The organism is Vibrio mediterranei, from assembly GCF_013364395.1.
Lineage (GTDB): Bacteria > Pseudomonadota > Gammaproteobacteria > Enterobacterales > Vibrionaceae > Vibrio > Vibrio mediterranei.
Map to the genome: position 1 here is coordinate 1,348,541 of NZ_JABXGK010000001.1, position 23,472 is coordinate 1,372,012.

The following is a 23,472-nucleotide window of genomic DNA, read 5'->3' on the forward strand; positions in this document are numbered from 1 at the left end:
GAATGTCTTACACAACTTTGGATGAATACCAAAGAAAATGGATTTTTACTCATCAATCAATGCCTGTTCCTGAGCAAGATTGGCCACAGATTAAACCCATGACTCAAGCGCGTGCGGCGCAGTTTTGGAAAGAAAATATCAGCGCCCAAAGCCCAGATGCAGAACGTCTAAGCTCACAAGATTGGCCAATGAAAGACAGCAATTGGCAAGATGATGTTGATTGGATGGCTGCGTGGGAAGCAGATGAGAACGAGCTTCCTGAAGCCGTGAATCAGTTTATCGATTGGCAAGACGACGTCACAGTGTATTTCTGTTATGAGAAGTACAACGTGATTGAAACTAAATGGTCGGTGTTTAAAAAGTATTGGAAGAACTTCCTGTTTTACGATGATGGCCCTATCTTATTAGGTCGCCGCCGCTCGGAAGCGCTTTGGTTTTCGACTCAGGGAACCGTGCGATTAGGCCATCGCAAGTAACCGACTTAAAAGCCAGATAATTCATCGTCTGGCTTTTTCATATCTGTATTTTTGACTTGGCGTTATTTCACGCTTGCTTTCCACTTAGCCAACACTTCAATGTGTTCTGGCCCAATACCGCAACAACCTCCAATAATATTCGCTCCGTGCTGCTGCCATTTCTTGGCAAACTGCAAATACTCTTGTGGAGAGACTTCTCGTAACTCTTGTACTGCATCATTTGCTTTATGCCCAGACTGAATTGGCGTAAAGCTATTGGCGAATGCTCCCAAGCAAATTGAAGAGTGGTGACTTTCTAACACCTTTGCCGTTGCTGCTAAAGCTGCTTCAATAACTTCTGGAATAGAGCAGTTGAATAAGATGCCATCTGGGTTGTGTTTTAGCAGAGACTGCACCGCATCGACTACTGTTTCACCTGAGCGCAACTTACCTAGCTGGCTAACATCATCTAACAAGGTGTACGCGTAATATTTAGGCTTTGTCGACTCAGCAAGTACCTGAGATACCACCTGTGCTTCTTCAATACTGGAGAGTGTTTCGACCAACCAAATATCGACATACGCATCCTGAGCCTGCATTAAGTCTTGCCAAACCTGCGCCCCTCGCTCTGCCATGAACAGGTCTGGACGGTAAGAACCAAATGCCGGAGGCAGGGAGCCTGCGATAGTGACTGCGCGGTTACTGTGTAATACCGCATTTTTAGCCAGCTTCGCTGCCAAACCTGCGAGCTCTGTTCCTCGCTCATGATAGAGAACATCACCCAAATGGAAAGGTACACAGGCATAGCTGTTGGTCGTGATGATATCGGCACCCGAATCAATAAACTGCTGATGAGCCTGTTCTACAAAATGCGGCGCTTCTATTAAGGCTTGTGCGCTCCAGTAGGGTTGAGAAAATGGTGCGCCCATGCGCTTGAGTTCTCTTCCCATACCGCCATCTAGAATGGTGAGTGGATTCATTGTCTGGTTTCCTACAGCTAAACCTTTATGGTGTTATTTATATAAGTGTAATCACTGATGTGAGTAACAATAACAAATTGTTACCCAATTCACACTCCAAGAAACTTCATGATAAATATGCAAAAACTTTGATCCTACGCTAAGTAGCTCCACACATAGCGGCGTGATACTGCTCACAGTATAATATTTCTCAGGACGAGCAGTACCATGCAAAAATATTTAAAGTATATCATTCCGATATCTATCCCATTAATCGTTTTGCTCTTGCCACTATCGGCATTTCCTTTCGACGGATTGACCATTATCCAGCAGCGCGTTATCGCGATTTTCCTTCTCGCCGCCTTGTGTTGGGTGTTCGAACCTATCCCTATCTACGCCACCTCTGTGGTGATTATTGTGCTTGAGTTGTTACTGGTATCGAATAAAGGGCTTTACCTGTTCAGGTTGAATGAAGGACAGCCCCATTTTGGTGAGCTACTTAGTTATAACGAAATCATGGCAACTTTTGCTAGTCCGATCATCATGCTTTTTCTTGGTGGTTTTTTTCTGGCTATGGCTGCAACAAAATATCGCCTTGATGTTAATTTAGCGCGAGTGTTACTCAAGCCATTTGGCAGTGACCCAAAATTCGTCATGTTAGGCTTGATGTTAATAACCGGCATCTTCTCCATGTTTATGTCGAATACCGCCACTACGGCGATGATGCTCTCTATCTTAACGCCTGTTATCGCTGTTTTTGGTCCCAAAGATCCTGGACGAATTGCGTTTGCATTATGTATCCCTGTCGCGGCTAATATCGGAGGGATCGGTACGCCAATTGGTACGCCTCCCAACGCTATTGCTCTTAAATATCTAGTGGGTGATAACTACATCAGTTTTGGTGAATGGATGGCGTTTGGTGTGCCGTTTGTAGTGGTCATGATGGCGTTAGCTTGGATGCTAATTAACTTCCTTTATAGTGCCGATCAAAAGAAAATTGAGCTTTCAATCAAAGGTAAGTTTCTAAAAACGCCGAAAGCCATCATGGTCTACATTACGTTCACACTGACTATCGTACTTTGGCTGATGGGTTCCAGCCACGGAATGAACTCGTACACCGTCGCACTGATTCCAGTCGCAATCTTCTCGCTGACAGGCATTATCAATAAAGAAGATCTCAAGAAGATCTCTTGGGACGTGTTGTGGCTGGTGTCAGGTGGTATCGCGCTTGGACTAGCTTTGGACAAAACGGGCCTTGCAAGACTTGTTGTACATAGCATTCCATTTGATGCTTTTTCACCATATGTGGTGCTGTTTGGGGCTGCTTTCTTGTGTTTGGTGATGGCAAACTTTATGTCGCACACCGCAACCGCTAACTTATTGATGCCAATTATGGCGGCGTTAGGCACGTCTATGGCGTCGCTGACACCACTGGGCGGCGAAATTACGCTGATACTCGTCGTCACGTTCGCTGCGTCATTGGGTATGTCGCTGCCAATCAGTACGCCACCTAACGCACTGGCACACGCAACGGGACATGTGCAAAGTAACCAGATGGCCAAAGTAGGCGTGATTCTTGGTGTGGTTGGTGTATTGCTTAGCTTCGTATTGGTTTGGCTATTACATGCCGTGGGACATATTGGGTAGAGTTTATGGAGCAATTAGTACGACATTATTTCTCGCAAAGTGATCGGCAGGTAACCTTGTCTGCCGATGAGGTCGTGCTGCGTCAAAGCGGTCAAAATGACCGTCTTTATCTTGTATTGCGAGGTGAGCTGGAAGGTTACTTTGAAAGTGACGAGGACGGCAAGCTTACCAAACTTTTCACAGCGTCGGCTGGTGCATTTATTGGAGTCCATAGTTTCTTTTCAGGGACTTGGACTGCGTCGTCAACAGTCATAGCAAAAACCGAAGTCACATTAGCGTGGATTGATAGGCATACGCCTGCCGTTTCGCCGGAAACGTTAGGGCCACTCAATGCGCAGTTTATGCCAGTAATGGTCAACGAACTGTCACGACGTCAGCGTCGTGCTACTCAGGAAGCGTTAGCAAAAGAGAAAGCCCTGCAGCGTCTACACACAGCGGAGCAAATGACGACGCTTGGACAACTCGCTGCCGGCATTGCGCATGAACTTAACAACGCTATTGGTGTGGTGAGCAGTAAAACAGAACGGTTACAGCAAGATTTAATTCAACTTCTAGAAGAGGTGCATCCAGAAGCAAGTCAGTTCTTCGATGTGGGGCTGATGCAAGGACAAAGTGCGTCATCAAGTGAAGTAAGACAGCTTACCAAGCAAATACAGTCACAATATCGATTGGAACGAAGTCTCGCGAAACGTCTAGCTAGAGCCACTGCAAGCCACACGATTCCTGATTCTTGGTTAGCAGACCCTGAGCAAGCACTAAAGTACTGGGGAATGGGGCGCGATCTTCATGATTTACGAGTCGCGGCCAAACATACAGTGGGTATCGTCAAATCTGTGAAGCAACTGGGACGTACTGACGGGGAGCCTGATGAATTACTTGATATCAACGACACCATCAATAAAGCCCTTGCTCTATTACAAAGTGATTTACGACGCGTTTCTGTTCGACTGCGTCCCGCAACGCTGCCTTTAATCAAAGGTGCATCCACTGAGTATGTACAGATATGGAGTAATATCGTTAAAAATGCTTGCGATGCCATGTTGCAAACTGAATCACCTCAAATTGATATTCAAACAAAGTTATCGAATCAAAGAATTTTGGTCACCATTGCCAACAATGGGCCGGAAATCGATGAACCTACCCGCCGAAAAATATTCCAGCCCAATTTCACGACTAAGAAGGGCGGTCTATCGTTTGGCTTAGGGCTAGGGTTATCCATCGTTAAACGAATCGTTAGTGAAAATGGTGGCACGATTGTCGTGAAAAGCGATAAGGAGAGCACCATTTTCCGAGTCAAATTACCTGTAGGAGAAGCATATGGAGAAGCTTAACGTCATTTGTGTCGATGACCAGCGCGAAGTATTGAGCGCGGTTATTCAAGATTTGGAACCTTTAGCGAATTGGTTAAACATTGAAGATTGCGAATCAGGAGAAGAGGTTCTCGACTTAATGGAAGATCTTGACGCTGACGGGGAGTGCGTTGCTGTTATCGTGTCTGACCATGTCATGCCGGGGATGACGGGGGTTGAATTGCTGACGGAAGTCTCCAGAGATAGCCGATTTAAAGAAACCAAAAAAGTGTTGCTCACAGGGCAGGCCACGCATTCCGATACTATTACGGCGATAAATACGGCAGGTGTTAGTCACTATTTTGAGAAGCCTTGGAATGCTGAAGAGCTCATTGCGTGTGTACGTTCTCTTGTAACCAGCTATATTTTCGATAAAGGCTTTGACTACCAACCTTATCATGAAGAGTTAGATCAGACGATAGTGTTTGAAAGGCTGCGCTAGCTCCTTGATTAATATAACACCTTATTACTTAGGAGGATTTATGAAGAAAATACTGTCCTTGTCGGTACTTTGTGTCGCATTGACTAGTGCTAGCGTGATGGCATCTGAACGCGCAGAACAAGGTTGGCAAATGATAGAACAAGGTGCAATGGTTGTGGACGTGCGCACTCCTGATGAGTTCGCTGATGGTCATTTGGCAAATGCAGTGAACTATCCGTTATCTGATATTGATAAGTACTTTGCTAATGTCGATAAGTCTACACCGATCGTTGTGTATTGCCGAAGTGGTAACCGTTCAGGTAAAGCAATGGACTATTTGACCTCTGTTGGTTTTAGTAATGTCCACAACGCAGGTGGATTAGAAGAAATGCGCGAACAGAAAGGCGCAAAGTAGCAATAGTCACCCCTCTATCATTCGTATCGTCACCCAAGCAGGCCTTTTATCGATGTCTTTGCACCATAAAAGGGGTGACCATACCGAATGTTGTGGCGTCATACTGGTCTCTTAGGTTAATCAACTATCCAATTCCTAAGTTTAGTAAATGACTAAAGTAAACTTGAATTTGCTTAAGTTATAAACGTGATCTTGAAAGGAATAATTGCAATTTATTACTTGCTTTTAATTCTATCTGATATATCGTTTGAAAAAACATAAGTTATTATTCGGTATTTTCGAGTTTCTGGTGTTGAACCATTTTTACTAAAGGAGGACTAATATCATATTGATAACCCTCTTTACTGTGTTGGTGATTTGTTTTTTGACTATAAGTTACTGATAATCAAAAGTTATTTTTAAATGTCAATACCATTAATCCTACTTACCCCTTCTGACACTATTCGTTACAAACTGTCATCTATTCCAGATATTTTTAATAAATATATTAAAAAATCGGCTTTCTTATACATTCAGAAATTAGAATTACGACTAATCAACGACTCTTTACAATTGTATTCTGGTACTAAAATACTTGCCAAGGATAGAATTTATATCGTTTAGGATGTAAAGATTGATTAATAAATCAGCTCAATGATTGTTCTGGTATTAAATTAGCTACTCACTTCTTCATGTTGGCTATTAGAAAACTCTTCATCTAAAACAAGCACTGCTTCGGGTATATGGAACTAATCGAATAAGGTTGCTGCAATGGTAAGTGACCGTTTTGCTATTTCTGCAATTTGGTATTTAGCGTGAATTCACTTAGATAAAGTAGATAAAGGTGAGTATTAACTTGAACATCGAAAAGGCTGCATTGACGTCCAATAAACTCGGCAAACAAGGTGAGCGTGTAAACCTGCATAGCTCACAGCTATTCGCGTTGTTTGCTGTGTTTCCTCTGTCGATATTTCTTTCAATCTTATACTTGTATAGCCCTGAAGGCGTGGCGTGGACTGCATCGTGGGTTCCAAGCTTAGGCTTAGATCTCAGCTTTAGGCTCGACGGTTTATCATTTCTATTTGCCTGTTTGATTAGCGGTATAGGTACTTTAGTGCAAATATACGCGTTGGCTTATTTGCGTGAATATCCAAACCGTCTCAAATTTCACTTTTACTTAACGGCATTTATGTTAGCGATGCTGGGAGTAGTGCTCAGTAATAACGTGTTGTTACTATTTGTTTTTTGGGAACTAACAACCATTACGTCTTATTTGCTGATTGGTTTTAACCACGAGAACCCAACTTCTAGAAAGAATGCACTGCAATCTTTACTTATTACTGGCGCTGGTGGTTTAGCGATGCTAGCGGGTCTGATTCTTTTAGGGAACATGGCCGAAAGCTATCAATTGACGACTATTTTACAGCAGGCGTCGGTCATTCATGAGCACGCACTGTTTGTTCCATCATTGGTGCTCATTATATTGGGTGCATTTACGAAATCGGCGCAGTTCCCGTTTCATTTTTGGTTACCTAATGCGATGGCAGCACCAACACCTGTGAGTGCTTATCTGCACTCGGCAACGATGGTGAAAGCCGGGATCTTTTTATTAGCTCTGCTTTCGCCCATTTACGCCCACAGTGAGGTTTGGTTTTATACCCTAACGACAGTGGGTGGTTTCACGGCGCTTTGGTGTGCGGTTTTAGCTTTAAAACAGACCGACCTAAAACTAATGCTTGCCTACAGTACAACAGTCGTTCTCGGCAAGCTGACGTTTTTGTTAGGTATTGGTACCGATTTGGCGCTTAAGTCTGCATTAATGTTGATCGTAGCTCACTCGATGTATAAAGCGGGCTTGTTCATGGTGATTGGCAACATCGATAAGGCGACAGGGACTCGTGAGGTTGGGGTGCTTCGTGGATTACGTCCGATATTACAAATCAGCTTTGTGGCTGCATTTATCGCGGCGCTATCTACATCGGGCGTTCCGCCACTACCAGGCTTTTTGAGTAAAGAGTACATGTACAAAGCTGGCATGGAAGTGAGCTCGTTAGCGGTACTGTTAATGCTGGTGGTCAATGCACTGACCGTTACGTTGGTGCTTGCTCTTCTGATAAAGCCCTTCTCACGGAAATACCAGGGTGAACCAACACCAGCCAAACCTATTGAGGTAAATAAGGGGCTGTGGCTTCCTCCAATTACGCTTGCGCTAGTTAGTGTACTCGCGACGGTACTGGGGCTTGGCTGGCTTAATGAACAAGTTATTTTGCCCGGCGTGACCTCGATTGCTCCGATATCTGAGCCAGAGCCACTCAAGTTATGGCATGGCATTAATCTGCCTCTGGTGTTAAGTGCGGTGACGCTCTTGCTAGGTGTCTCAGTGTATAAGATTTACCCTTGGCTACTCGCTCAGTGGACACGGTTATCTATCACTTTGCCTAATGCGAACAAGGTGTTTGATGGTTTGCTAAAAGGAATGATGGCATTTGCGTCTTGGCAAACTAATCTGATGCAGCGAAAGCGCATGAGTTTTTATGGGTTGATTTCATTTTCAGCATTAGCAGTACTACTGGTATCTCAAGTTCATATTTCTTCGGACGTTATGCTTAACCAACTTGTTGACGTTAAGTTCTACGAGTTTGCAGTAGCATTACTGCTTATTGTCTCTACGGTTGTCGTCATTGTTTCTAAGACGAAACTTCTTGCGGTTGCGGCGTTAGGAATGATCGGCTTCATGACAACTTTGGTGTTTATGATCTACAGCGCTCCTGATGTGGCTAAGACGCAACTTTTGGTAGAAACGCTAATGGTGGTGTTTTTGGTCTTGCTGATGCGTCATGTGCCTAAGCTGGCCACGGTTCGTCAACATTCAATAAAAAGAAAAACGCTACACGGAGTGGTTGCTAGTGTGATTGGTTTTGCCATCACTATGCTGCTTATCAACATTACTTCACAGCCGATGGATACCAGTGTGGCAGAGTTCTTCTCTAACAACAGCGTTCCTGGCGGTCACGGGCGCAATATTGTGAACGTAATTCTAGTGGACTTCCGTGCGTTCGATACCTTTGGTGAAGTGGTTGTGGTGGTAATGGCTGGGCTATGTGCGGTCAGTCTACTGAAGCCGGGTAGTGTGACCTACAAGAACATTCAGTCGCTGATCTTTGGTACTGCTTCGCATATCGTTGCTGCTTTGATGTTGGTGTTCTCACTCTATCTCCTGATGCGAGGACACAACTCGCCTGGTGGTGGCTTTATCGGTGCGCTTATCGCAGTGATTGGTTTATCACTACTGATGTTTGCAGAGTCTCCCAAGTATGTGCGTGAGCGATTGCACTTCGCGCCATTCAGTATTGCTATGTTTGGCGTATTGCTGAGCTTTATCGCAGGCGTTATCAGCTTGTTATTCAACTTACCTTTCTTGACTGGGTTGTGGTGGAAAGATGTACTTCCGCTCGGCACACCATTGATCTTTGATATTGGTATTTATCTGGGTGTTATTGGTGGTGTTATGGGAATGGTACTGCACGTCAGTGAGGAGCTTAACTAATGGAAATTTTATGGAGTGTGGTCGTAGGGGTGTTTGTTGCCGCTGGGATCTATTTGATGCTCGAGCGCCATTTGTTACGCGTTCTATTTGGCTTAATTATGCTGAGTAGTGCTGTCAATATGGCGATCTTTACAGCGGGTAGGCTGACAGTAGGTGAGCCACCATTGATTGATGCTAATGCAGTTGTGCCGCCTATAGGTGCTGCAAACCCATTACCTCAAGCATTGATTTTAACGGCGATTGTTATTGGGTTTGGTTTATTGGTGTTCACGCTTGTGCTGTTTTATCGAGCCTATCAAGAGTCCTTAACAGCGGATATTGATCAAATGACGTATTCAGAGGAGGAGCAGTAATGTCGCTTTGGTTAACGTTACCTGTCGTTCTCTCAGTGCTTACTTCGGCTTTAGTTTTCTTTAGTCGCAATCATGTGAGATACGTTGAGTGGATTAGTGGTGTTAGTGCGCTAATCACCTTGCTCGCCAGCGTAATGCTGTTTGCCGATGTCACTACTTTGGGCCCACAAGCGGTCGCGTTTGGTCAGTGGGCGGCGCCATTTGGTATCGTATTTGTCGCCGATATGCTGAGTGCAGGCATGGTAGTCATGACTGCTTTCATTGGGGTAATCATCGTATTCTATGCCATGGCAGATTTACGACCTAAACCATCGTATAGCTTGTTCCATTCATTAATCCATATTCTATTGGCAGGTGTTTACGGGGCGTTCTTAACGGGGGATATATTCAACCTATATGTCTGGTTTGAAGTGATGCTGATTGCCTCGTTCGGATTAATGGTACTGGATGCCACTCGTGAACAGGTAGATGGAGCCGTTAAGTACGTAATGTTGAATTTGATCTCAACGCTAATGTTCTTGCTGGCGATTGGTTTGCTTTATGGGGCAACGGGCACTTTGAATCTTGCTGACTTGCATGGGAAAGTCGCATCCATTCACCCGCAAACTCAGTCAACGGTGGCGGTGCTATTCTTGTTTGCGTTCGCCATTAAGTCGGCATTATTTCCACTGTTTGCCTGGTTACCAGCGTCATACCATACGTTACCAAGTGGTGTTGTTGCTCTGTTTGCTGCACTACTGACTAAAGTTGGCATCTATGCGCTTATGCGGATGTTCACCCTTGTGTTTCCTTTGTCGGACAGTGGTTGGCAACCATTAATGTTATGGATTGCTGGGTTAACTATGTTGGCTGGCGTTTTAGGTGCGGCGAGTCAGTTCAACGTAAAGAAGATCTTGTCGTTCCACAGTATTAGCCAGCTTGGTTATATGGCAATGGGTCTAGCCATTGCGACACCGTTAGCGCTTGCTGGAACGATCTTCTACATCGTCCACCATATTATCGTGAAGTCGAACCTGTTTCTGATTGGTGGGGTATTAGAACGCAAGTATGGCACGAGTGAATTGCGCCACTTAGGCGGGGTATACAAATCGACACCATTGCTGGCGTTTCTGTTCCTTATCCCAGCGTTTTCACTTGCAGGCTTTCCTCCTCTGTCAGGTTTCTGGGGTAAGTTTCTGGTTATTCGAGACAGTCTACACGTTGAGTATTATTGGCTAGCGGGTACAGCTCTATTTGTTGGGCTACTGACACTGTTTTCGATGACCAAAATTTGGAGCGAAGCGTTTTGGAAGCCACAACCAGAAAATAAGCCAGCGAAAAAACTGTGTAAGAAAACCAAGGTGTTGTATTACGCACCTATCATCAGCCTGACATCAATGGCGCTGTTGTTTGGATTCATTGCAGAGCCTTTTTTCCGGCTAGCCATGGGAGCAGCAGAGCAGTTACTAGACCCGAGCGCCTACATTAATGCGGTCTTAGGAGGTGGAGCATGAATTACTTTTTCCTCAATGTTTTCCTAGCAGGTGCTTGGATGCTGATCAACGGCGAATACAGTGGTCTAAATTTCGTGGTTGGGTTTACGGTTGGCTTCTTTGCTTTGAGACTAAGTCAGCCATTTGGAATGAAATCCACTTATTTCACACGCTTCAGTGCGGTGATTAAGCTGTTTCTGTGTTTCTGCTATGAGATGGTGATTTCCGCAGCTCAAGTGGTTTGGGATGTGGTGACGCCAACACACTTGAGTGACCCGGATATTGTTTATGTGCCTCTGGATGTGACGACAGACTTAGAAATTACGCTACTGGCTAATATGGTGTCATTAACGCCAGGCAGTCTAAGTTTGGATGTCACAGAAGATAAAAAACATTTGGTCGTTCACGCTATGTTCGCACCTAAACATGAAGAGGTTATTCAAACTATTAAGCAAGGGATGGAAAAGCGTATTTTGGAGGTGACTCGTGGATAGTTGGTTGCAGTTTACTATTACCATTTCTTACGCTGGATTATTATTTAGCTTGGTGATGGTGTTTATCAGGTTAATATTAGGACCGACCTTGGCGGATAGAGTGGTTGCGCTCGATTTGATTGCATTCATTACCGTTGGATTTATTGCAGTACATACTTTAGATAGTGGGCAAAAATCATTATTAGACGTTGCGATAACGCTAGGTCTGGTAGCATTTTTGGGCACGATTGCTTTCTCAAGCTTTATAGCGAAGAGAACATTAGAGGAGGAAGAGTAATGGAAATCATAACGGGAATGTTGCTCTGTATCGGTACCTTTTTTGTTATCGTTGCTAGTATTGGTGTGGTAAGAATGCCGGATCTTTATACCCGAATGCATGCTTCAACAAAAGCTAATACTATGGGATTAACAGCGTTGTTGGCTGCTGTAGCGGTGGGGATTCCGGATATTACAGTAACCTCACGTGTACTAGGCACCATGTTATTTATTTTGCTGACGGCACCGGTTGCGACGCACTTGTTGGGAAAAAGTATGCACGCTAGTGGTTATAAGATGTGGCGAAGAGAAAAATAACCTGTAACGATCATCGTCCATTGAGTCTACTTTTCATGGAAAGGAAAGTATTTCGACATATTTCGTTTTGTAATTCAGCGTTATATTTGATTGTTAATTGTATTTTTGTGGTATGGCTTTAACTATCGAGATAAATTTATATTTGATGTTATTTTCATATTTACCTTAATTAGAGTGGAAGGTAATATAGTTTATAGAGTCAATGCTCCTCTTTTTGATAGCTCATTAAATTATAAGTTCCATTTTAAGTGTTCTGAAGTTTAGTCGTTCGTTAAAAATCGAAGGAGAATAATATATGCGTAAAAAAGAAATGATATTGCTTATTATTACTAGTACTTTATTTCTAGTGAGTCTAGTAATAGGGAAATAAGCTTAACTGTTCATCTTATAATGTAGAACGACATATTCCACAAGCAGGTCCTGTGACTAGTCGTGCTTCATAAATAGGTGTCAATAAGTTTGAGTATGTGGCGCGAACATAATAGTGTCGTGCCACTTCCAACTTGGTTATTGGTGTGCAATCTTCGCATCTAACTGCTGAAGCACTGATTCCACAAACTCCTGAGCAGGTAAACTCTTCCATTGTTCCGTTAAAGCCACCTCTGATAATGACTGCCGTTTGCTGACCATCACTCCCCGTAATAGATAGCTATGAATGCGGCAAGCGCACTGATAGCAATCTTTGCTGTCCGGATAATGTTTGTTAAACCAAGTAAGACACTCGTGCATTGCTTGCAACAAAAGAGATGGTTCAATGCTGGGAAATATGCGATCAAACGATTCACCGAATAACGTTATCGCCCAATCGCCGGCCATTGCAATGTCGAGTAAGAACCAATGCCTGGGGTCATTATTATGGTCAAACGAAACGTAGTCTTTCTTTAAGGTGCGACCCGTATTGAAATTAATAGCGTAGTGCAGCGATTGTGCTGTGCGCAGTTGGGCTTTGTGATATACCACGAACTCCAATTTGGTTGCTGGGCAGGGTAGGTGAGAGTGCGATAGCGCCTCTATGATAGCCTGCTTTTGAGCGTCGCAAAGGGGTTGCGCTACCACCATTTGGACGTCTAAATCACTTTCACCCGCAACATAACTCCCCTGACTTGCTGAGCCAAGTAAGTAGATACCAACGATATTAGTACTTGCGACTAACTGAAGCACGTCGCACAAGCGATTTATGTATTCTCGTTCAGCAGAGGGTAGGGCAAAAAGACGTGAGTGCATGATGATAGTGTGGATCCGTGTCGATGATTGTCGATGCTACCATAAGCGATTAGTTCAAATCAGTAAAACGTCTGGCAACCTCAACAAGTTATCAGTTTGACTTAAATACTTTTGTTCAAAGCACACCCTGCTGAAGACTATTTCTGTAAATAGCTAAATTATTGCCGTTACTTCATCAAGCAAAACTGTGATAATGGCGACCCACAGTGACTATTGCCTTATTGGCGATAGAGCATCTTGGTTAAGTTATTCGTTATATTCATTAAGTAGGATTTTACATCTATGCGCGCCTTTGTACTTCGAGCTCGTTCCGCCCCTACCGAAAGCCAGCAACTTCTCGCTTCCGTTGGTCAGGAGGCTCATACCGAAATTTTAGCTCACACGCTGATGAACACGATCTTTGTTGCGCAGTCTCATCGTGAAGATGTGGTGGTTTACCTCGTCCTAGAAAGTACTAAAGATTACTCTCGCACTATACGCTTTAGCTCAAACGACATCAGTAACGTTGGTGGCTTTCATGAGAAAGTGCTACTCGATAAAGTTGCCAGAGCATTAGACGTATCCCAAGGTATGGGTAAAGAGCAAGAGCGTGAAGTTGAAGCGGGTATTACTGTACGAACCATCAGTTTCGAAAAGCTGGTTCAAGAACTGGCTGAAGATTATCAGCTCTACATGATGGATAAGAAAGGCACCTTCATTCGAGAACAACAGTTTGTCGGTAATTCCTGTTTTCTTCTTACCGACCATATTCCAATGCCGAAGAAGAGTTTTAATAGTTTAAAGCGTCTAGGTACTGAGAAAATCAGCCTTGGTCCTAAGATGTTGTTTGCTTCTCAATGCGTAACTCTGATTCATAATGAATTGGATTTAAATGAGTAACATTGAAGGGCGATAGGAAATCACCATTCGATAGTGTATTGAACGCTATGTCTTTTAGGCATAGCGTTTTTTTAACTTTTCCGTTTTTGCAGATTATTTTTAGATCGTGCAATGCATAATTCTCTCAGTTCAGGTTAGTCATCTTACTGATGCCAAACGTTAATGAATACACTTACATTACTGAGAGCAAAATATGAAAATGCATTTCAAAAGCCTTGTCTGCTTAGCTGTTCTATCTACTCCCGTTTTTGCCGCGCAGCATCCTGATCCTTTACCTTCTTGGAACGATGGCGCTACTAAATCTGCTATTGTTGAATTTGTTGAAACCGTCACCACAAAAGGCTCTGACAATTACGTCCCAGCCGAAGAGCGTATCGCAGTATTTGATAACGATGGTACGTTATGGGCCGAGAAGCCGATGTATTTTCAATTATTCTTTACCTTGGACCGTATTAAAGAGCTTGCTCCGAAGCACCCTGAGTGGAAAACCGAAGAGCCGTTTGCGTCTGTTTTGAAAGGCGACATAAAAGCAGCCCTGTCTCATGGTGAGGAAGGATTGCTGAAAATGGTTATGGCAACGCATGCCGGTATGAACTCTGTGGAATTTGAGGAAATGGTGCAAGCTTGGGTGAAGAACGCTAAACACCCAATCACTAAAAGGCCTCTAACGGAGATGATTTATCAACCGATGTTGGAAGTGCTCGACTTTCTTCGTGATAATGATTTCAAAACCTACATAGTTTCTGGTGGAGGAGCAGACTTTATGCGTCCTTGGACAGAGGAAGTGTATGGTATTTCTCCGGAGTACGTTATTGGCAGCGAAATAGAGACAGAGTTCGCTTACACTAGTAATGGCATTGAAATCCAACGCTTGGCAAACGTCGCTCATATTAATGACAAAGCGGGTAAGGTCATTGGTATTCACAAGAGACTAGGTCGCCAACCTATTGCGGCTTTTGGTAATTCTGACGGTGATTTGCAGATGATGCAGTGGACGACCCAACAAGAAGGTGTCACCTTCGGCCTTTATGTGCATCATACTGATGAAGGGCGAGAGTGGAAGTATGATCGTAATTCTTCGGTTGGCCGCCTAGATAAGGGACTAGACGAAGCCAAGAAAGAAGGTTGGACTATCGCAGATATGAAGAATGACTGGAAAGTGATTTACCCCAATTGATAGCGCAGTGATTTGGAACCCGCAATGCGTTTGGGGTCACTAGAAAGCATTGCGGTGGTTGCTAGCCTTTTAGGGTATAAGTGAAGGTAAGAGGGCTGAATGGCAGTCACTAATAGTAAAAAAATACTCACTTTCGAGCAGTTATCTAGTGAGATAACTGCGATAGCAAACTGCAAGGTCCTGTTTGATTTTCCCAATGAACCAAATCATGTTACCGAGCGTCAGTATGGATTTTTACAAATTGATCGTCCAACGATTCGTTATACAGCATTCACAACTCCTCATGCACTGATACTTTACTCCGCTCTGTTTAAGCCTGAGTGTGCTTTGCAAACTCGATTACATTCACCAGAAATTACTCTGATGATCACCACAATGGAAAGTCAGTCCGTGTGTTTTAATGGTAGTTGGATTAACACTGACCAAGTTGCGATAGTCTCAAGTCGTTCTGAAGTTCCCTTTGCATTATTTATTCCCCAGAACACCACGGTTATCTTGAGTGAAATAGCTGAGCCCTCTAGAAAATTGAAAAGTTTCAGTGATTCCCTTGTCCCAGTTACTGTTTCGAAAAGGAACTTAGACAAGTTTAAGGCGGTAGGTAAGTTTGTCTTTGAACAGCCGACTGAGAAACAAGGGCATGGTGGGACGAAAGCTGTCCTTGATTTGATCACCGTTCTTTTGGATGAACTCCCTCCACTGCGCCCCCAATCGCTGCATGGACCAAGTCGCAGGCCTAGAAAGCATCTGATGACAAAAATAGTGAACATGATGGAACAGAAAACGACGCGAGTGATGTCGCTGAAGCAGATAGCTAATGAATTAGATATTAGCACCAAAAGCATCAACCTCTTTTTCAAAGAGTATTTGTTCATTGCACCCAAGCGATTCTATTTGCTCGTTAATCTATTTAAATTTCGAAATATTTTGATTCAAGGGAAGTGCTCTTCAGTATTAGAAGCTACGGTATTATCAGGGGTTGATGGATGGAGTCGATATTCTGAGCGGTACCAAAAGCTGTTTGGTGAAAAGCCTTATGATACGTTTATGAAGTCAAAATAACGATGTAATTTGGCACGGATCTCAAAGGCAGTGAACTTTGGTATTTTCATGTCTAAAATCTTTCTTGAGCATGACCGAGTAGCATCGAGGTCGTGGAAAAATCGGCCATTGATATCGAATGTTGGCTTTTGTCCCATTCGATTGTTTTTATGAGCTTTATTGCTAAAGCGTCAACAGTTCAAGAATAGATAAACACGACATGAATAAATTTCAATTTCCAAATAATATCAAGAAGATCAATTTCATCTTTGTTGCATTAATGTTCTCTTTTCTAGCTGGTTGCTCTTCAACCGCTTCAATTGATAATTCCAAAACTCGAAGTTATGCAAAATCCCATGAACTTGTAGGTCAAGCGTCTTGGTATGGGAATAAATACCACGGACGACGCACTGCGAGTGGTGAGCGCTATAACATGAGGGCTTATACCGCAGCTCATAAAACGTTACCTTTTGGAACGATCGTGAGAGTGACAAATACCGCTAATGGTAAAACAGTGGACGTCAAAATCAACGATAGAGGCCCGTTTGTAAAAGGTCGAATTATTGACTTATCTCGCAAGTCATTTGAACAAATTGGCGACATTAGTAAAGGGATAGCACCGGTAAAAATTGAGATTATCAATGACAGTAATACTTTTAGGTATAAGCACTAATCCACTGCCCGAATGACGCGTTGGTGATACAATTCAGCAGCAAAAAAGATCCGAGTTGAGAGACAACATGACTGAGTTCGAAAAAATGCTTGCTGGTGAAGAGTTCGATGGCGGCGCCGAAAGCATTAACCAAATCCGCGAAAACGCCTCCCTTCTGTTACAGGCAATAAATAAAAATACTGATGACATTCAACGTGGTGAGCTGTTTCAACAGTTAATGGGGAATATTGCAGATTCCAGTATTGTACGTTCTCCATTCTATTGTGAGTTTGGTAAGACGATTTCGATTGGTGAAAAGACCTTTATTAATATGAATGTCACCATGCTAGATGGTGCCAAAATCATGATTGGTAACAACGTGTTGATAGGGCCAAATACGCAGTTCTATTGCGCTAGCCACGACTTAAACTACCTCAAGCGTCGCAACTGGGAAACGATCTGTGGACCGATTACGGTGGAAGACGATGTATGGATTGGAGGTAATGTGGTGATCAATCAAGGTGTTACCATTGGAGCGCGTTCCGTGATTGCCGCTAATTCCGTTGTGAACAGTGACGTACCGCCCGACTCGTTATATGGTGGAACACCCGCTAGGTTGATTAAGAATCTCAATGAGAGCGATAACACTTACAAAGGCCAATAGCCACACAACTCAGTAAATTCTTCCGAAAGGATGGCGATTAGCATTTAGTATGAGAAATGAGCCAGAGCGCTTAATCTCTTTCGCTGCATTTCAGCTTAATTATCGTGATCCTTTCGGCGACCACTCATATTTCCCCCAGTTTCTGTGACACTAATCGTTATTTCACATTACCCTACAATTTAATTTGCTTCCGTTAAATTCAATGAAATGAAAGTGTTTCATGAATTATGTTGTCGATATATGTCGCAAAAATGCATCGATATGGCGGCTAAATTGACGCTTCTTCATTTTTTCCTTAATAAAACTGTAATGTGTCCTCTTTAATCTTGCGTTCAACAACGGAGGAGAGGCGATGAATATCAAAGATGTAGCAGAACTTGCAGGAGTGTCACCTGCAACTATCTCTCGTTATCTAAATCAGCCTCAATCTGTAGCGCATGCCACGAGCAAGAGAATTGAGAAGGTCATTACTCTCACTGGATACAGTGTTGAGCAACGACATGACCAAATTGAATTCAATAGAAATCCTACTATCGGAGTGGTGATTCCAAGTTTAATTAACCCTGTGTTTTCAGAGGTAGTTACCGGCATCCAGCAAAGAGCGAGGCACTTTGGGTACTCGGTTGTGGTTGTTGACACTCAATATGGCAGTGGCCAAGAGCAGCAAGCGGTTATCGACCTGATAAGGCAGCGTGTCGAAGGTGTCATTTTGACGATCGCAGATACCTCTGAAAATGAAGCATTGAAGCTTCTGAGAGACTTTAAGTTTCCCTACTGTTTATTGCACAACCGTTCAGGTGAGCAAGAACCTTGCGTTTTTGTTGATAACTATCAAGCCGGTATTGATGTAGCTCAGCGAGTCGTGGAATTAGGACACCAAAGAGTTGGCATGTTAACGGGGCGATTTGTCTCATCTGATCGTGCTGAGCAGCGCTATAAAGGGTTTAAAAAAGGTCTTAATGACAATGGATTGGAATTAACTGAGCTACTAGAAGTAGACCAAAACAAGCTTGATCCATTTGGTGACCAAGAGATGAGTGTTATCCAGAGAGAACAGGCGCCTACAGTGTGGTTTTGTAGTAACGATTTGCTGGCATTGAAGGCGATAAATGCCGTGAAAGCCAACGGTCTACATGTACCTTCGGACATCTCAATTATCGGTTTTGACGGCATGAGTTTAGCTCAGCTTATCACCCCGACTCTCGCAACGGTTGCGGTACCACATCTAAAAATGGGGCAAGTCGCTGTAGATATTTTATTTAACGCCAAAGCAGGAGCGAGCGTATCGACTCAACTTGCTCTGGATTATCAATTGCAAATGAATGGCTCACTTGACGTGGTGCCGCACTTACAAAACAACGAATAGTCACATATTGGAGAATATAATGACTTTTACACTAGGCTCTAAAACAAAAAAACTAGCGGGAATGCTATTTGGTTTGGCTTGCGCTTCATTTCAAGCGCAGGCATCTAGCGCAATTTGCTATAACTGCCCTCCAGAGTGGGCGAACTGGGGAGGGCAATTACAGCTGATAAATAAAGAACTTGGAATTCGAGTTCCGATGGACAACAAAAATTCCGGTCAGTCTTTGTCTCAGTTAGTTGCGGAGAAAAACAATCCAGTAGCAGACGTTGTTTATTATGGCGTGTCATTTGGCATCAACGCGACTAACCAAGGGGTGGTAGAACCATACAAACCGAAGAATTGGAACCAAATTCCAGAGGGGATGAAAGATCCAAACGGTAATTGGTTCGCAATTCATTCGGGAACCATTGGCTTCTTCGTTAACGTTGATGCTTTAGATGGAGCGCCGGTCCCACAGAGTTGGGAAGATCTTCTTAAACCAGAATATCGTGGCATGGTCGGTTATCTTGACCCAACCAGTGCGTTTGTGGGCTACGCAAGTGCGGTAGCGGTAAATGAGGCAATGGGTGGCGATATCAATGACTTCACACCTGCTATTGAGTACTTCCGCAAACTTGCGAAAAATCGCCCGATTGTCCCAAAACAAACCTCGTATGCACGTGTAATTTCGGGTGAGATTCCAATCTTATTGGATTATGACTTTAATGCGTATCGTGCCAAATATAACGACTTCTCTAATGTGGAATTTGTCATTCCGAAGGAAGGCTCTATTGCTGTTCCTTATGTAATGAGCATGGTGAAAGACTCGCCACACCCTGACAACGCAAAAAAAATCTTGGATTTTGTGTTATCCGAAAAAGGCCAACAAGTTTGGGCAAAGGCGTATTTACGACCAGTTATTGATGGGGTGATGGATGAGGATGCGAAGAGGAAGTTCCTACCTGACTCTGAATATCAGCGCGTTGGTTCAGTTAACTTTGCAAAGATGTCTGAAAACCAAGCCGCATTCGCTGACCTGTATCTAAGAGAAGTCAACTAAACCTCACCGGACCATGGATGGCGGACAAGATTTCCGCCATTGTTTTTATGAAAAAGAATCATCTATCTATTTTGCTTATTCTGCCTGCTGTAATAGTGAGCTGCGCATTTTTCTTGTTACCAGTGGTGCAACTGTTGCAGGTCTCGTTAGTTGATGGCGGTGCGCAGAGCTACATACAAATTCTAACCCGACCTTTGTACTTAAAGAGTCTTTTTTCAACCGTAACGCTTTCTGTCCTAGTCACAGTTGTTAGTTTAGCGGTGGCTACGATCAGTGGGCTGTTTTTGACGCGTTATGAGTTTAAGGGGAAGCAGTTGCTGGTTGCTATGTTGAGCTTTCCGCTTGCATTTCCCGGGGTGGTGATTGGTTTTTTCGTCATTATGCTTGCAGGACGTCAAGGTCTGTTTGCCCAAGCAGGGTTATTGCTTACTGGGGAACGTTGGATGTTTGCTTACTCAATCGCGGGATTGTTTTTGGGTTACTTGTACTTCTCAATACCTCGAGTGGTACTCACGGTCATGGGTGCCGCAGAAAAACTCGATCAAAACCTACTTGAAGCGGGGCGTTCATTAGGCGCAAATCGTTGGCAAATTTTCAAAGACGTAACGCTACCTGCGTTAAAACCAGGATTAATCTCATCGGGTTCGATCTGTTTCGCTACCTCAATGGGCGCGTTTGGTACGGCCTTCACTCTGGCAACCAACATTAACGTGTTACCAATGACGATTTACACAGAGTTCACGCTCAATGCTAACTTCGCTATGGCGGCTGCTTTGAGCTTAATCCTTGGTCTAGTGACTTGGTTGTGTTTGATGTTAGCGAAGCGTCAGGGTAATTCGTCTATGGCAATGGGAGGCTAATCAATGAAGAAAGATAAGTACTTTTATATCCAGCTTGGGTTCACTTTATTGGTCTGTGCATTTCTAATTGTTCCTGTTTTTATGTCGATTGTTGCTGGACTAACGAACAACTATTTTGTTGGTGTGAAAAGTGGATTGACCCTTCGTTGGGTTGAACAAGTATGGGCACTCTATTCAGACACGATTTGGCTAACACTACAAATTGCTATCGCGACCACCATTATTAATGTGTTGGTGGGCGTACCTTGTGCTTATGTGCTGGCGAAAAGCAAAAGCCGTTGGGCATCGTTGTTTGATGAGATCTTAACCTTGCCGATTGCCATTCCCGGTATGGCAATTTCGCTTGGTTTAATCCTCGCTTACGGTGACTTTAGTGATTTCCGTTCTAACTGGACGTTTATCTTAGTGGGTCACGTTATCTTCACTTTGCCGTTTATGGTTAAGTCAGTGTTGGCGGTACTGCAAAGTATTAATTTCAATGTGTTGGAAGAGGGAGCGGCGAGTTTGGGAGCAAGCTTTTGGCAGCGTTTCTTTGATGTCATTGTCCCTAACTGCAGGGCAGGTATTGTTGCGGGTATGTTGATGACCCTCACTCTCTCTATTGGCGAGTTTAACCTGACTTGGATGCTTCACACGCCATTAACCAAAACCTTGCCTGTTGGTTTGGCTGACTCGTACGCCTCCATGCGTTTAGAGATTAGCTCTGCTTATACCTTAATTTTCCTTTGTCTCATTTTACCGTTGCTGGTTCTGGCTCAGATGCTGAACAGAAAACCGGTTACAAGCAATTAAGATTGAACTCAATGTTAGAACAAACAATGACTGGCGTAGAAATCACGCTGAAAAATATTACTAAGACTTTCCCAGATGGAACCTTGGCACTAAAACCGACTGACCTAAAAATAGAAGCGGGAGAGATTTTAGTATTACTGGGCCCTTCTGGTTGCGGGAAAACGACAACCTTGCGTCTTATTGCTGGATTGGAGTTTGCTGATGAAAATGGCGGGCAAATAACTTTTGGTGATCAAGAGGTTACCGCGCTACCTATTGAGCAAAGAAAAGTCGGGATGGTGTTCCAATCATATGCGCTGTTTCCCAATATGAACGTTAGCGAAAATATCACTTATGGCCTGAAAGTTCGTGGCGTGGATCCTTCGGTACGAGCTCAAAAGCTTAAGCAGATGCTGACTATGTTCGACCTAGAAAAGTATGCCCAAAGAGGCGTCCATCAATTATCTGGTGGCCAACGTCAACGTGTGGCGTTAGCTCGCGCCATAATAACCGAACCAGATGTGTTGCTGCTTGATGAGCCGCTTTCAGCTTTGGATGCTTTGCTAAAACAACGTTTGAGAAGTGATATTCGCTCGTTGTTAAAAGAATTAGGCATCACTGCAGTGTATGTAACTCATGACCAAGAAGAAGCTATGGCGATGGGCGACAGAATTGCCGTTCTCGACCATGGTGAAATTGCCCAGATTGGTTCAGCAAAGGATATCTATCTGCAGCCAAGTAACAGCTTTGTAGCTGATTTTATCGGGCAAATGAATCGATTTGAAGGAGCGGTAGAAGCAGGGAAGTTGCTGTTGGACACCGGTAAGTACCTAAAACTGCCAGAGCATATAGACACGAATATCTCTGCTAAAAATGACTCATTGAGCGTCATGCTAAGACCAGAAGATATTATCTTGAAGGACATTAGCGATGATTGTGATGCTTTAACCGGTGTCGTAGTGAGTACGGTGTTTTTAGGGGACAGAACCCGTGTCACTTTGTCTGGAGTACAAAAGGAGTCTCAACTCATGGTTGACTGTTTTGAGCGCACTGAATATCAGGCGGGTCAAGTTGTGACTGTGTCCTTTGAATCTAGTCGTTTAATTCCTTTGAAGAAGTAAAGTTATGTTAATTGCCCAACTTACCGATTTGCATATCAAACAAGATGGCAAACCCGCGTATCGCAAGGTGGATACGTTGCGATGCCTACAGAATGCTGTACAACATATCAACCACCTTAACCCCAGACCAGATTATGTCGTTATTACCGGTGATCTTGGTGACTTTGGTACGGAACAGGAATACCAAATCATCAGGCAAGAACTAGAGAAACTGCAAATACCACTTCGGGTCGTTCCGGGTAACCACGATCACCGTGATAATTTGCGAGTGGGACTGCAACAGTTAGTCGATTTTGACCACCCAGAGTTTTGCAACTTTGTCGTTGAGCAGGATGAACAAGTTTTATTGGGTTTAGACTCGTCTGTCATTGGCAAACCTTATGGCTTTTTATCTTCACAAACACTTGAGTGGTTGCAAAGTCAGTTAGCCCGTTTATCTAATAAGTCTGTGCTTATTTTTCTACACCATCCGCCAATGCATGTCGGATTAGGGCATATGGATGTGCAAAACCTGACAAATGCAGACAGCTTATATGAAGTGTTAAGTCAGTTTGATAACGTACGCGGACTTTGCGCTGGCCACTTACACCGTCCTATCACCGCGACTTGGCGTTCAATTCCTGTTTGGGTTGGACCGTCACACAGCCATTCGGTGACGCTTGACCTCGATCCTAACGCACCGTCATCTTTTTCATTAGAGCCAAGAGCCATTCAACTGCTCAAATTTGAGAATGATTCGGTGGTGTCCCATATTAGCTACATTGAAGACAGTGATGGTCCTCATCCATTTTTCGATGAACAGGGTAGATTGATCGATTAGCGATTGAAGCAACCCAGAAAAGGTCCATGCTAGGTATGGACCCTTTTAAACTTGTTACGCGAGTATGTTGTGCTTTATTAATTACTCGTATTTTGACGCGTACGTTTCTCGTATGCTTGCGAGTACCACTCTAATAGTTCAACAACTTTAGTGTCATTCAACAGAGTTTATAGGCCGAGAGCTTCAGGATAGAACTC

General features: G+C 43.7%; 24 protein-coding genes. 22 read left to right on the forward strand and 2 right to left on the reverse strand.

The annotated features are described in order from the left end of the window. Positions 1 to 2 precede the first annotated feature (2 nt). The gene (locus HOP38_RS06390; RefSeq protein ID WP_006072292.1) at positions 3 to 476 is read left to right on the forward strand and encodes a DUF2947 domain-containing protein; all 474 of its coding nucleotides are present in this window, start codon (positions 3 to 5) and stop codon (positions 474 to 476) included. A 62-nt stretch (positions 477 to 538) separates the two neighbouring features. Here the strand turns inward: HOP38_RS06390 and HOP38_RS06395 are convergent, their stop codons facing one another. Next, entirely contained in the window at positions 539 to 1,435 is an 897-nt protein-coding gene (locus tag HOP38_RS06395; RefSeq protein WP_198557688.1) for a homocysteine S-methyltransferase family protein, read from the reverse strand. Between the two features lie 207 nt (positions 1,436 to 1,642). On the opposite strand from HOP38_RS06395, the gene HOP38_RS06400 reads away from it, so the two are divergent. The 10 genes from HOP38_RS06400 to mnhG all read left to right on the forward strand — a co-directional run bounded on the left by HOP38_RS06400 (position 1,643) and on the right by mnhG (position 11,664). Next, positions 1,643 to 3,061 (forward strand): SLC13 family permease, encoded by a 1,419-nt coding sequence (locus HOP38_RS06400; RefSeq protein ID WP_006072295.1) that lies wholly within the window; start codon positions 1,643 to 1,645, stop codon positions 3,059 to 3,061. 5 nt (positions 3,062 to 3,066) lie between these two features. Continuing rightward, the gene (locus HOP38_RS06405; RefSeq protein WP_124941003.1) at positions 3,067 to 4,392 is read left to right on the forward strand and encodes an ATP-binding protein; all 1,326 of its coding nucleotides are present in this window, start codon (positions 3,067 to 3,069) and stop codon (positions 4,390 to 4,392) included. Further along, positions 4,379 to 4,852, forward strand: a complete 474-nt coding sequence (locus tag HOP38_RS06410; protein WP_031494351.1) for a response regulator — start codon at positions 4,379 to 4,381, stop codon at positions 4,850 to 4,852. The genes HOP38_RS06405 and HOP38_RS06410 overlap by 14 nt, the downstream gene beginning before the upstream one ends. A gap of 40 nt (positions 4,853 to 4,892) precedes the next feature. After that, a complete protein-coding gene (locus HOP38_RS06415) occupies positions 4,893 to 5,246 on the forward strand; it encodes a rhodanese-like domain-containing protein (RefSeq protein WP_006072300.1) in 354 nt (117 codons plus the stop codon). 856 nt (positions 5,247 to 6,102) lie between these two features. Then, positions 6,103 to 8,772 carry a hydrogen gas-evolving membrane-bound hydrogenase subunit E gene (gene mbhE / locus HOP38_RS06420; RefSeq protein ID WP_423250090.1) on the forward strand — a complete coding sequence of 890 codons (2,670 nt, stop codon included), beginning with the start codon at positions 6,103 to 6,105 and terminating at the stop codon, positions 8,770 to 8,772. After that, positions 8,772 to 9,125, forward strand: coding sequence for a Na+/H+ antiporter subunit C (locus HOP38_RS06425; RefSeq protein ID WP_006072303.1), 354 nt, complete (start codon positions 8,772 to 8,774; stop codon positions 9,123 to 9,125). Before mbhE ends, HOP38_RS06425 begins: the two co-directional genes overlap by 1 nt. Next, entirely contained in the window at positions 9,125 to 10,618 is a 1,494-nt protein-coding gene (locus HOP38_RS06430; protein WP_198557689.1) for a proton-conducting transporter transmembrane domain-containing protein, read from the forward strand. Before HOP38_RS06425 ends, HOP38_RS06430 begins: the two co-directional genes overlap by 1 nt. Beyond that, positions 10,615 to 11,091: a Na+/H+ antiporter subunit E gene (locus tag HOP38_RS06435; protein ID WP_006072307.1), complete on the forward strand. Its 477-nt coding sequence runs from the start codon at positions 10,615 to 10,617 to the stop codon at positions 11,089 to 11,091. The genes HOP38_RS06430 and HOP38_RS06435 overlap by 4 nt, the downstream gene beginning before the upstream one ends. Beyond that, positions 11,084 to 11,368: a cation:proton antiporter gene (locus tag HOP38_RS06440; RefSeq protein WP_006072309.1), complete on the forward strand. Its 285-nt coding sequence runs from the start codon at positions 11,084 to 11,086 to the stop codon at positions 11,366 to 11,368. The genes HOP38_RS06435 and HOP38_RS06440 overlap by 8 nt, the downstream gene beginning before the upstream one ends. Beyond that, positions 11,368 to 11,664: a monovalent cation/H(+) antiporter subunit G gene (mnhG, locus tag HOP38_RS06445; RefSeq protein ID WP_006072311.1), complete on the forward strand. Its 297-nt coding sequence runs from the start codon at positions 11,368 to 11,370 to the stop codon at positions 11,662 to 11,664. The genes HOP38_RS06440 and mnhG overlap by 1 nt, the downstream gene beginning before the upstream one ends. A gap of 507 nt (positions 11,665 to 12,171) precedes the next feature. Here the strand turns inward: mnhG and HOP38_RS06450 are convergent. Next, entirely contained in the window at positions 12,172 to 12,888 is a 717-nt protein-coding gene (locus tag HOP38_RS06450; protein WP_006072312.1) for a hypothetical protein, read from the reverse strand. Between the two features lie 282 nt (positions 12,889 to 13,170). Here HOP38_RS06450 and trmY point away from each other — a divergent pair, with 282 nt between their 5' ends. The 11 genes from trmY (at position 13,171) to HOP38_RS06505 (ending at position 23,275) form a co-directional block, all read left to right on the forward strand. Next, a complete protein-coding gene (gene trmY / locus HOP38_RS06455; protein ID WP_006072313.1) occupies positions 13,171 to 13,767 on the forward strand; it encodes a tRNA (pseudouridine(54)-N(1))-methyltransferase TrmY in 597 nt (198 codons plus the stop codon). Positions 13,768 to 13,960: 193 nt separating this feature from the next. Continuing rightward, entirely contained in the window at positions 13,961 to 14,944 is a 984-nt protein-coding gene (locus HOP38_RS06460; RefSeq protein WP_198557690.1) for an HAD family hydrolase, read from the forward strand. Positions 14,945 to 15,043: 99 nt separating this feature from the next. Continuing rightward, complete coding sequence (locus HOP38_RS06465) at positions 15,044 to 16,003, forward strand: hypothetical protein (protein WP_198557691.1); 960 nt, start codon at positions 15,044 to 15,046, stop codon at positions 16,001 to 16,003. A 199-nt stretch (positions 16,004 to 16,202) separates the two neighbouring features. Next, a complete protein-coding gene (locus HOP38_RS06470; protein WP_198557692.1) occupies positions 16,203 to 16,655 on the forward strand; it encodes a septal ring lytic transglycosylase RlpA family protein in 453 nt (150 codons plus the stop codon). A gap of 67 nt (positions 16,656 to 16,722) precedes the next feature. Further along, positions 16,723 to 17,298: a sugar O-acetyltransferase gene (locus tag HOP38_RS06475; protein WP_031495696.1), complete on the forward strand. Its 576-nt coding sequence runs from the start codon at positions 16,723 to 16,725 to the stop codon at positions 17,296 to 17,298. A 352-nt stretch (positions 17,299 to 17,650) separates the two neighbouring features. Beyond that, entirely contained in the window at positions 17,651 to 18,664 is a 1,014-nt protein-coding gene (locus HOP38_RS06480) for a substrate-binding domain-containing protein (RefSeq protein WP_198557693.1), read from the forward strand. A gap of 19 nt (positions 18,665 to 18,683) precedes the next feature. Further along, entirely contained in the window at positions 18,684 to 19,703 is a 1,020-nt protein-coding gene (locus tag HOP38_RS06485) for an ABC transporter substrate-binding protein (protein ID WP_198557694.1), read from the forward strand. Between the two features lie 17 nt (positions 19,704 to 19,720). After that, entirely contained in the window at positions 19,721 to 20,563 is an 843-nt protein-coding gene (locus HOP38_RS06490) for an ABC transporter permease (protein ID WP_006072327.1), read from the forward strand. Positions 20,564 to 20,566: 3 nt separating this feature from the next. Further along, positions 20,567 to 21,355, forward strand: a complete 789-nt coding sequence (locus tag HOP38_RS06495; RefSeq protein WP_124941009.1) for an ABC transporter permease — start codon at positions 20,567 to 20,569, stop codon at positions 21,353 to 21,355. An 11-nt stretch (positions 21,356 to 21,366) separates the two neighbouring features. Then, positions 21,367 to 22,455: an ABC transporter ATP-binding protein gene (locus tag HOP38_RS06500; RefSeq protein WP_198557695.1), complete on the forward strand. Its 1,089-nt coding sequence runs from the start codon at positions 21,367 to 21,369 to the stop codon at positions 22,453 to 22,455. A 4-nt stretch (positions 22,456 to 22,459) separates the two neighbouring features. Continuing rightward, entirely contained in the window at positions 22,460 to 23,275 is an 816-nt protein-coding gene (locus HOP38_RS06505) for a phosphodiesterase (RefSeq protein ID WP_124941011.1), read from the forward strand. Positions 23,276 to 23,472: the final 197 nt, after the last annotated feature.

Excerpts from the sequence above, each read along its gene's own strand:
- HOP38_RS06475 (WP_031495696.1), top strand. The coding sequence starts at position 16,723 with ATGACTGAGTTCGAAAAAATGCTTGCTGGTGAAGAGTTCGATGGCGGC.
- trmY (WP_006072313.1), top strand. The coding sequence starts at position 13,171 with ATGCGCGCCTTTGTACTTCGAGCTCGTTCCGCCCCTACCGAAAGCCAG.
- HOP38_RS06485 (WP_198557694.1), top strand. The coding sequence starts at position 18,684 with ATGACTTTTACACTAGGCTCTAAAACAAAAAAACTAGCGGGAATGCTA.
- HOP38_RS06460 (WP_198557690.1), top strand. The coding sequence starts at position 13,961 with ATGAAAATGCATTTCAAAAGCCTTGTCTGCTTAGCTGTTCTATCTACT.
- HOP38_RS06400 (WP_006072295.1), top strand. The coding sequence starts at position 1,643 with ATGCAAAAATATTTAAAGTATATCATTCCGATATCTATCCCATTAATC.
- mnhG (WP_006072311.1), top strand. The coding sequence starts at position 11,368 with ATGGAAATCATAACGGGAATGTTGCTCTGTATCGGTACCTTTTTTGTT.
- HOP38_RS06465 (WP_198557691.1), top strand. The coding sequence starts at position 15,044 with ATGGCAGTCACTAATAGTAAAAAAATACTCACTTTCGAGCAGTTATCT.
- HOP38_RS06395 (WP_198557688.1), bottom strand. The coding sequence starts at position 1,435 with ATGAATCCACTCACCATTCTAGATGGCGGTATGGGAAGAGAACTCAAG.
- HOP38_RS06390 (WP_006072292.1), top strand. The coding sequence starts at position 3 with ATGTCTTACACAACTTTGGATGAATACCAAAGAAAATGGATTTTTACT.
- HOP38_RS06435 (WP_006072307.1), top strand. The coding sequence starts at position 10,615 with ATGAATTACTTTTTCCTCAATGTTTTCCTAGCAGGTGCTTGGATGCTG.
- HOP38_RS06425 (WP_006072303.1), top strand. The coding sequence starts at position 8,772 with ATGGAAATTTTATGGAGTGTGGTCGTAGGGGTGTTTGTTGCCGCTGGG.
- HOP38_RS06470 (WP_198557692.1), top strand. The coding sequence starts at position 16,203 with ATGAATAAATTTCAATTTCCAAATAATATCAAGAAGATCAATTTCATC.
- HOP38_RS06405 (WP_124941003.1), top strand. The coding sequence starts at position 3,067 with ATGGAGCAATTAGTACGACATTATTTCTCGCAAAGTGATCGGCAGGTA.
- HOP38_RS06450 (WP_006072312.1), bottom strand. The coding sequence starts at position 12,888 with ATGCACTCACGTCTTTTTGCCCTACCCTCTGCTGAACGAGAATACATA.
- HOP38_RS06495 (WP_124941009.1), top strand. The coding sequence starts at position 20,567 with ATGAAGAAAGATAAGTACTTTTATATCCAGCTTGGGTTCACTTTATTG.
- HOP38_RS06410 (WP_031494351.1), top strand. The coding sequence starts at position 4,379 with ATGGAGAAGCTTAACGTCATTTGTGTCGATGACCAGCGCGAAGTATTG.
- HOP38_RS06505 (WP_124941011.1), top strand. The coding sequence starts at position 22,460 with ATGTTAATTGCCCAACTTACCGATTTGCATATCAAACAAGATGGCAAA.
- HOP38_RS06430 (WP_198557689.1), top strand. The coding sequence starts at position 9,125 with ATGTCGCTTTGGTTAACGTTACCTGTCGTTCTCTCAGTGCTTACTTCG.
- HOP38_RS06500 (WP_198557695.1), top strand. The coding sequence starts at position 21,367 with ATGTTAGAACAAACAATGACTGGCGTAGAAATCACGCTGAAAAATATT.
- HOP38_RS06490 (WP_006072327.1), top strand. The coding sequence starts at position 19,721 with ATGGCGGACAAGATTTCCGCCATTGTTTTTATGAAAAAGAATCATCTA.
- HOP38_RS06415 (WP_006072300.1), top strand. The coding sequence starts at position 4,893 with ATGAAGAAAATACTGTCCTTGTCGGTACTTTGTGTCGCATTGACTAGT.
- HOP38_RS06480 (WP_198557693.1), top strand. The coding sequence starts at position 17,651 with ATGAATATCAAAGATGTAGCAGAACTTGCAGGAGTGTCACCTGCAACT.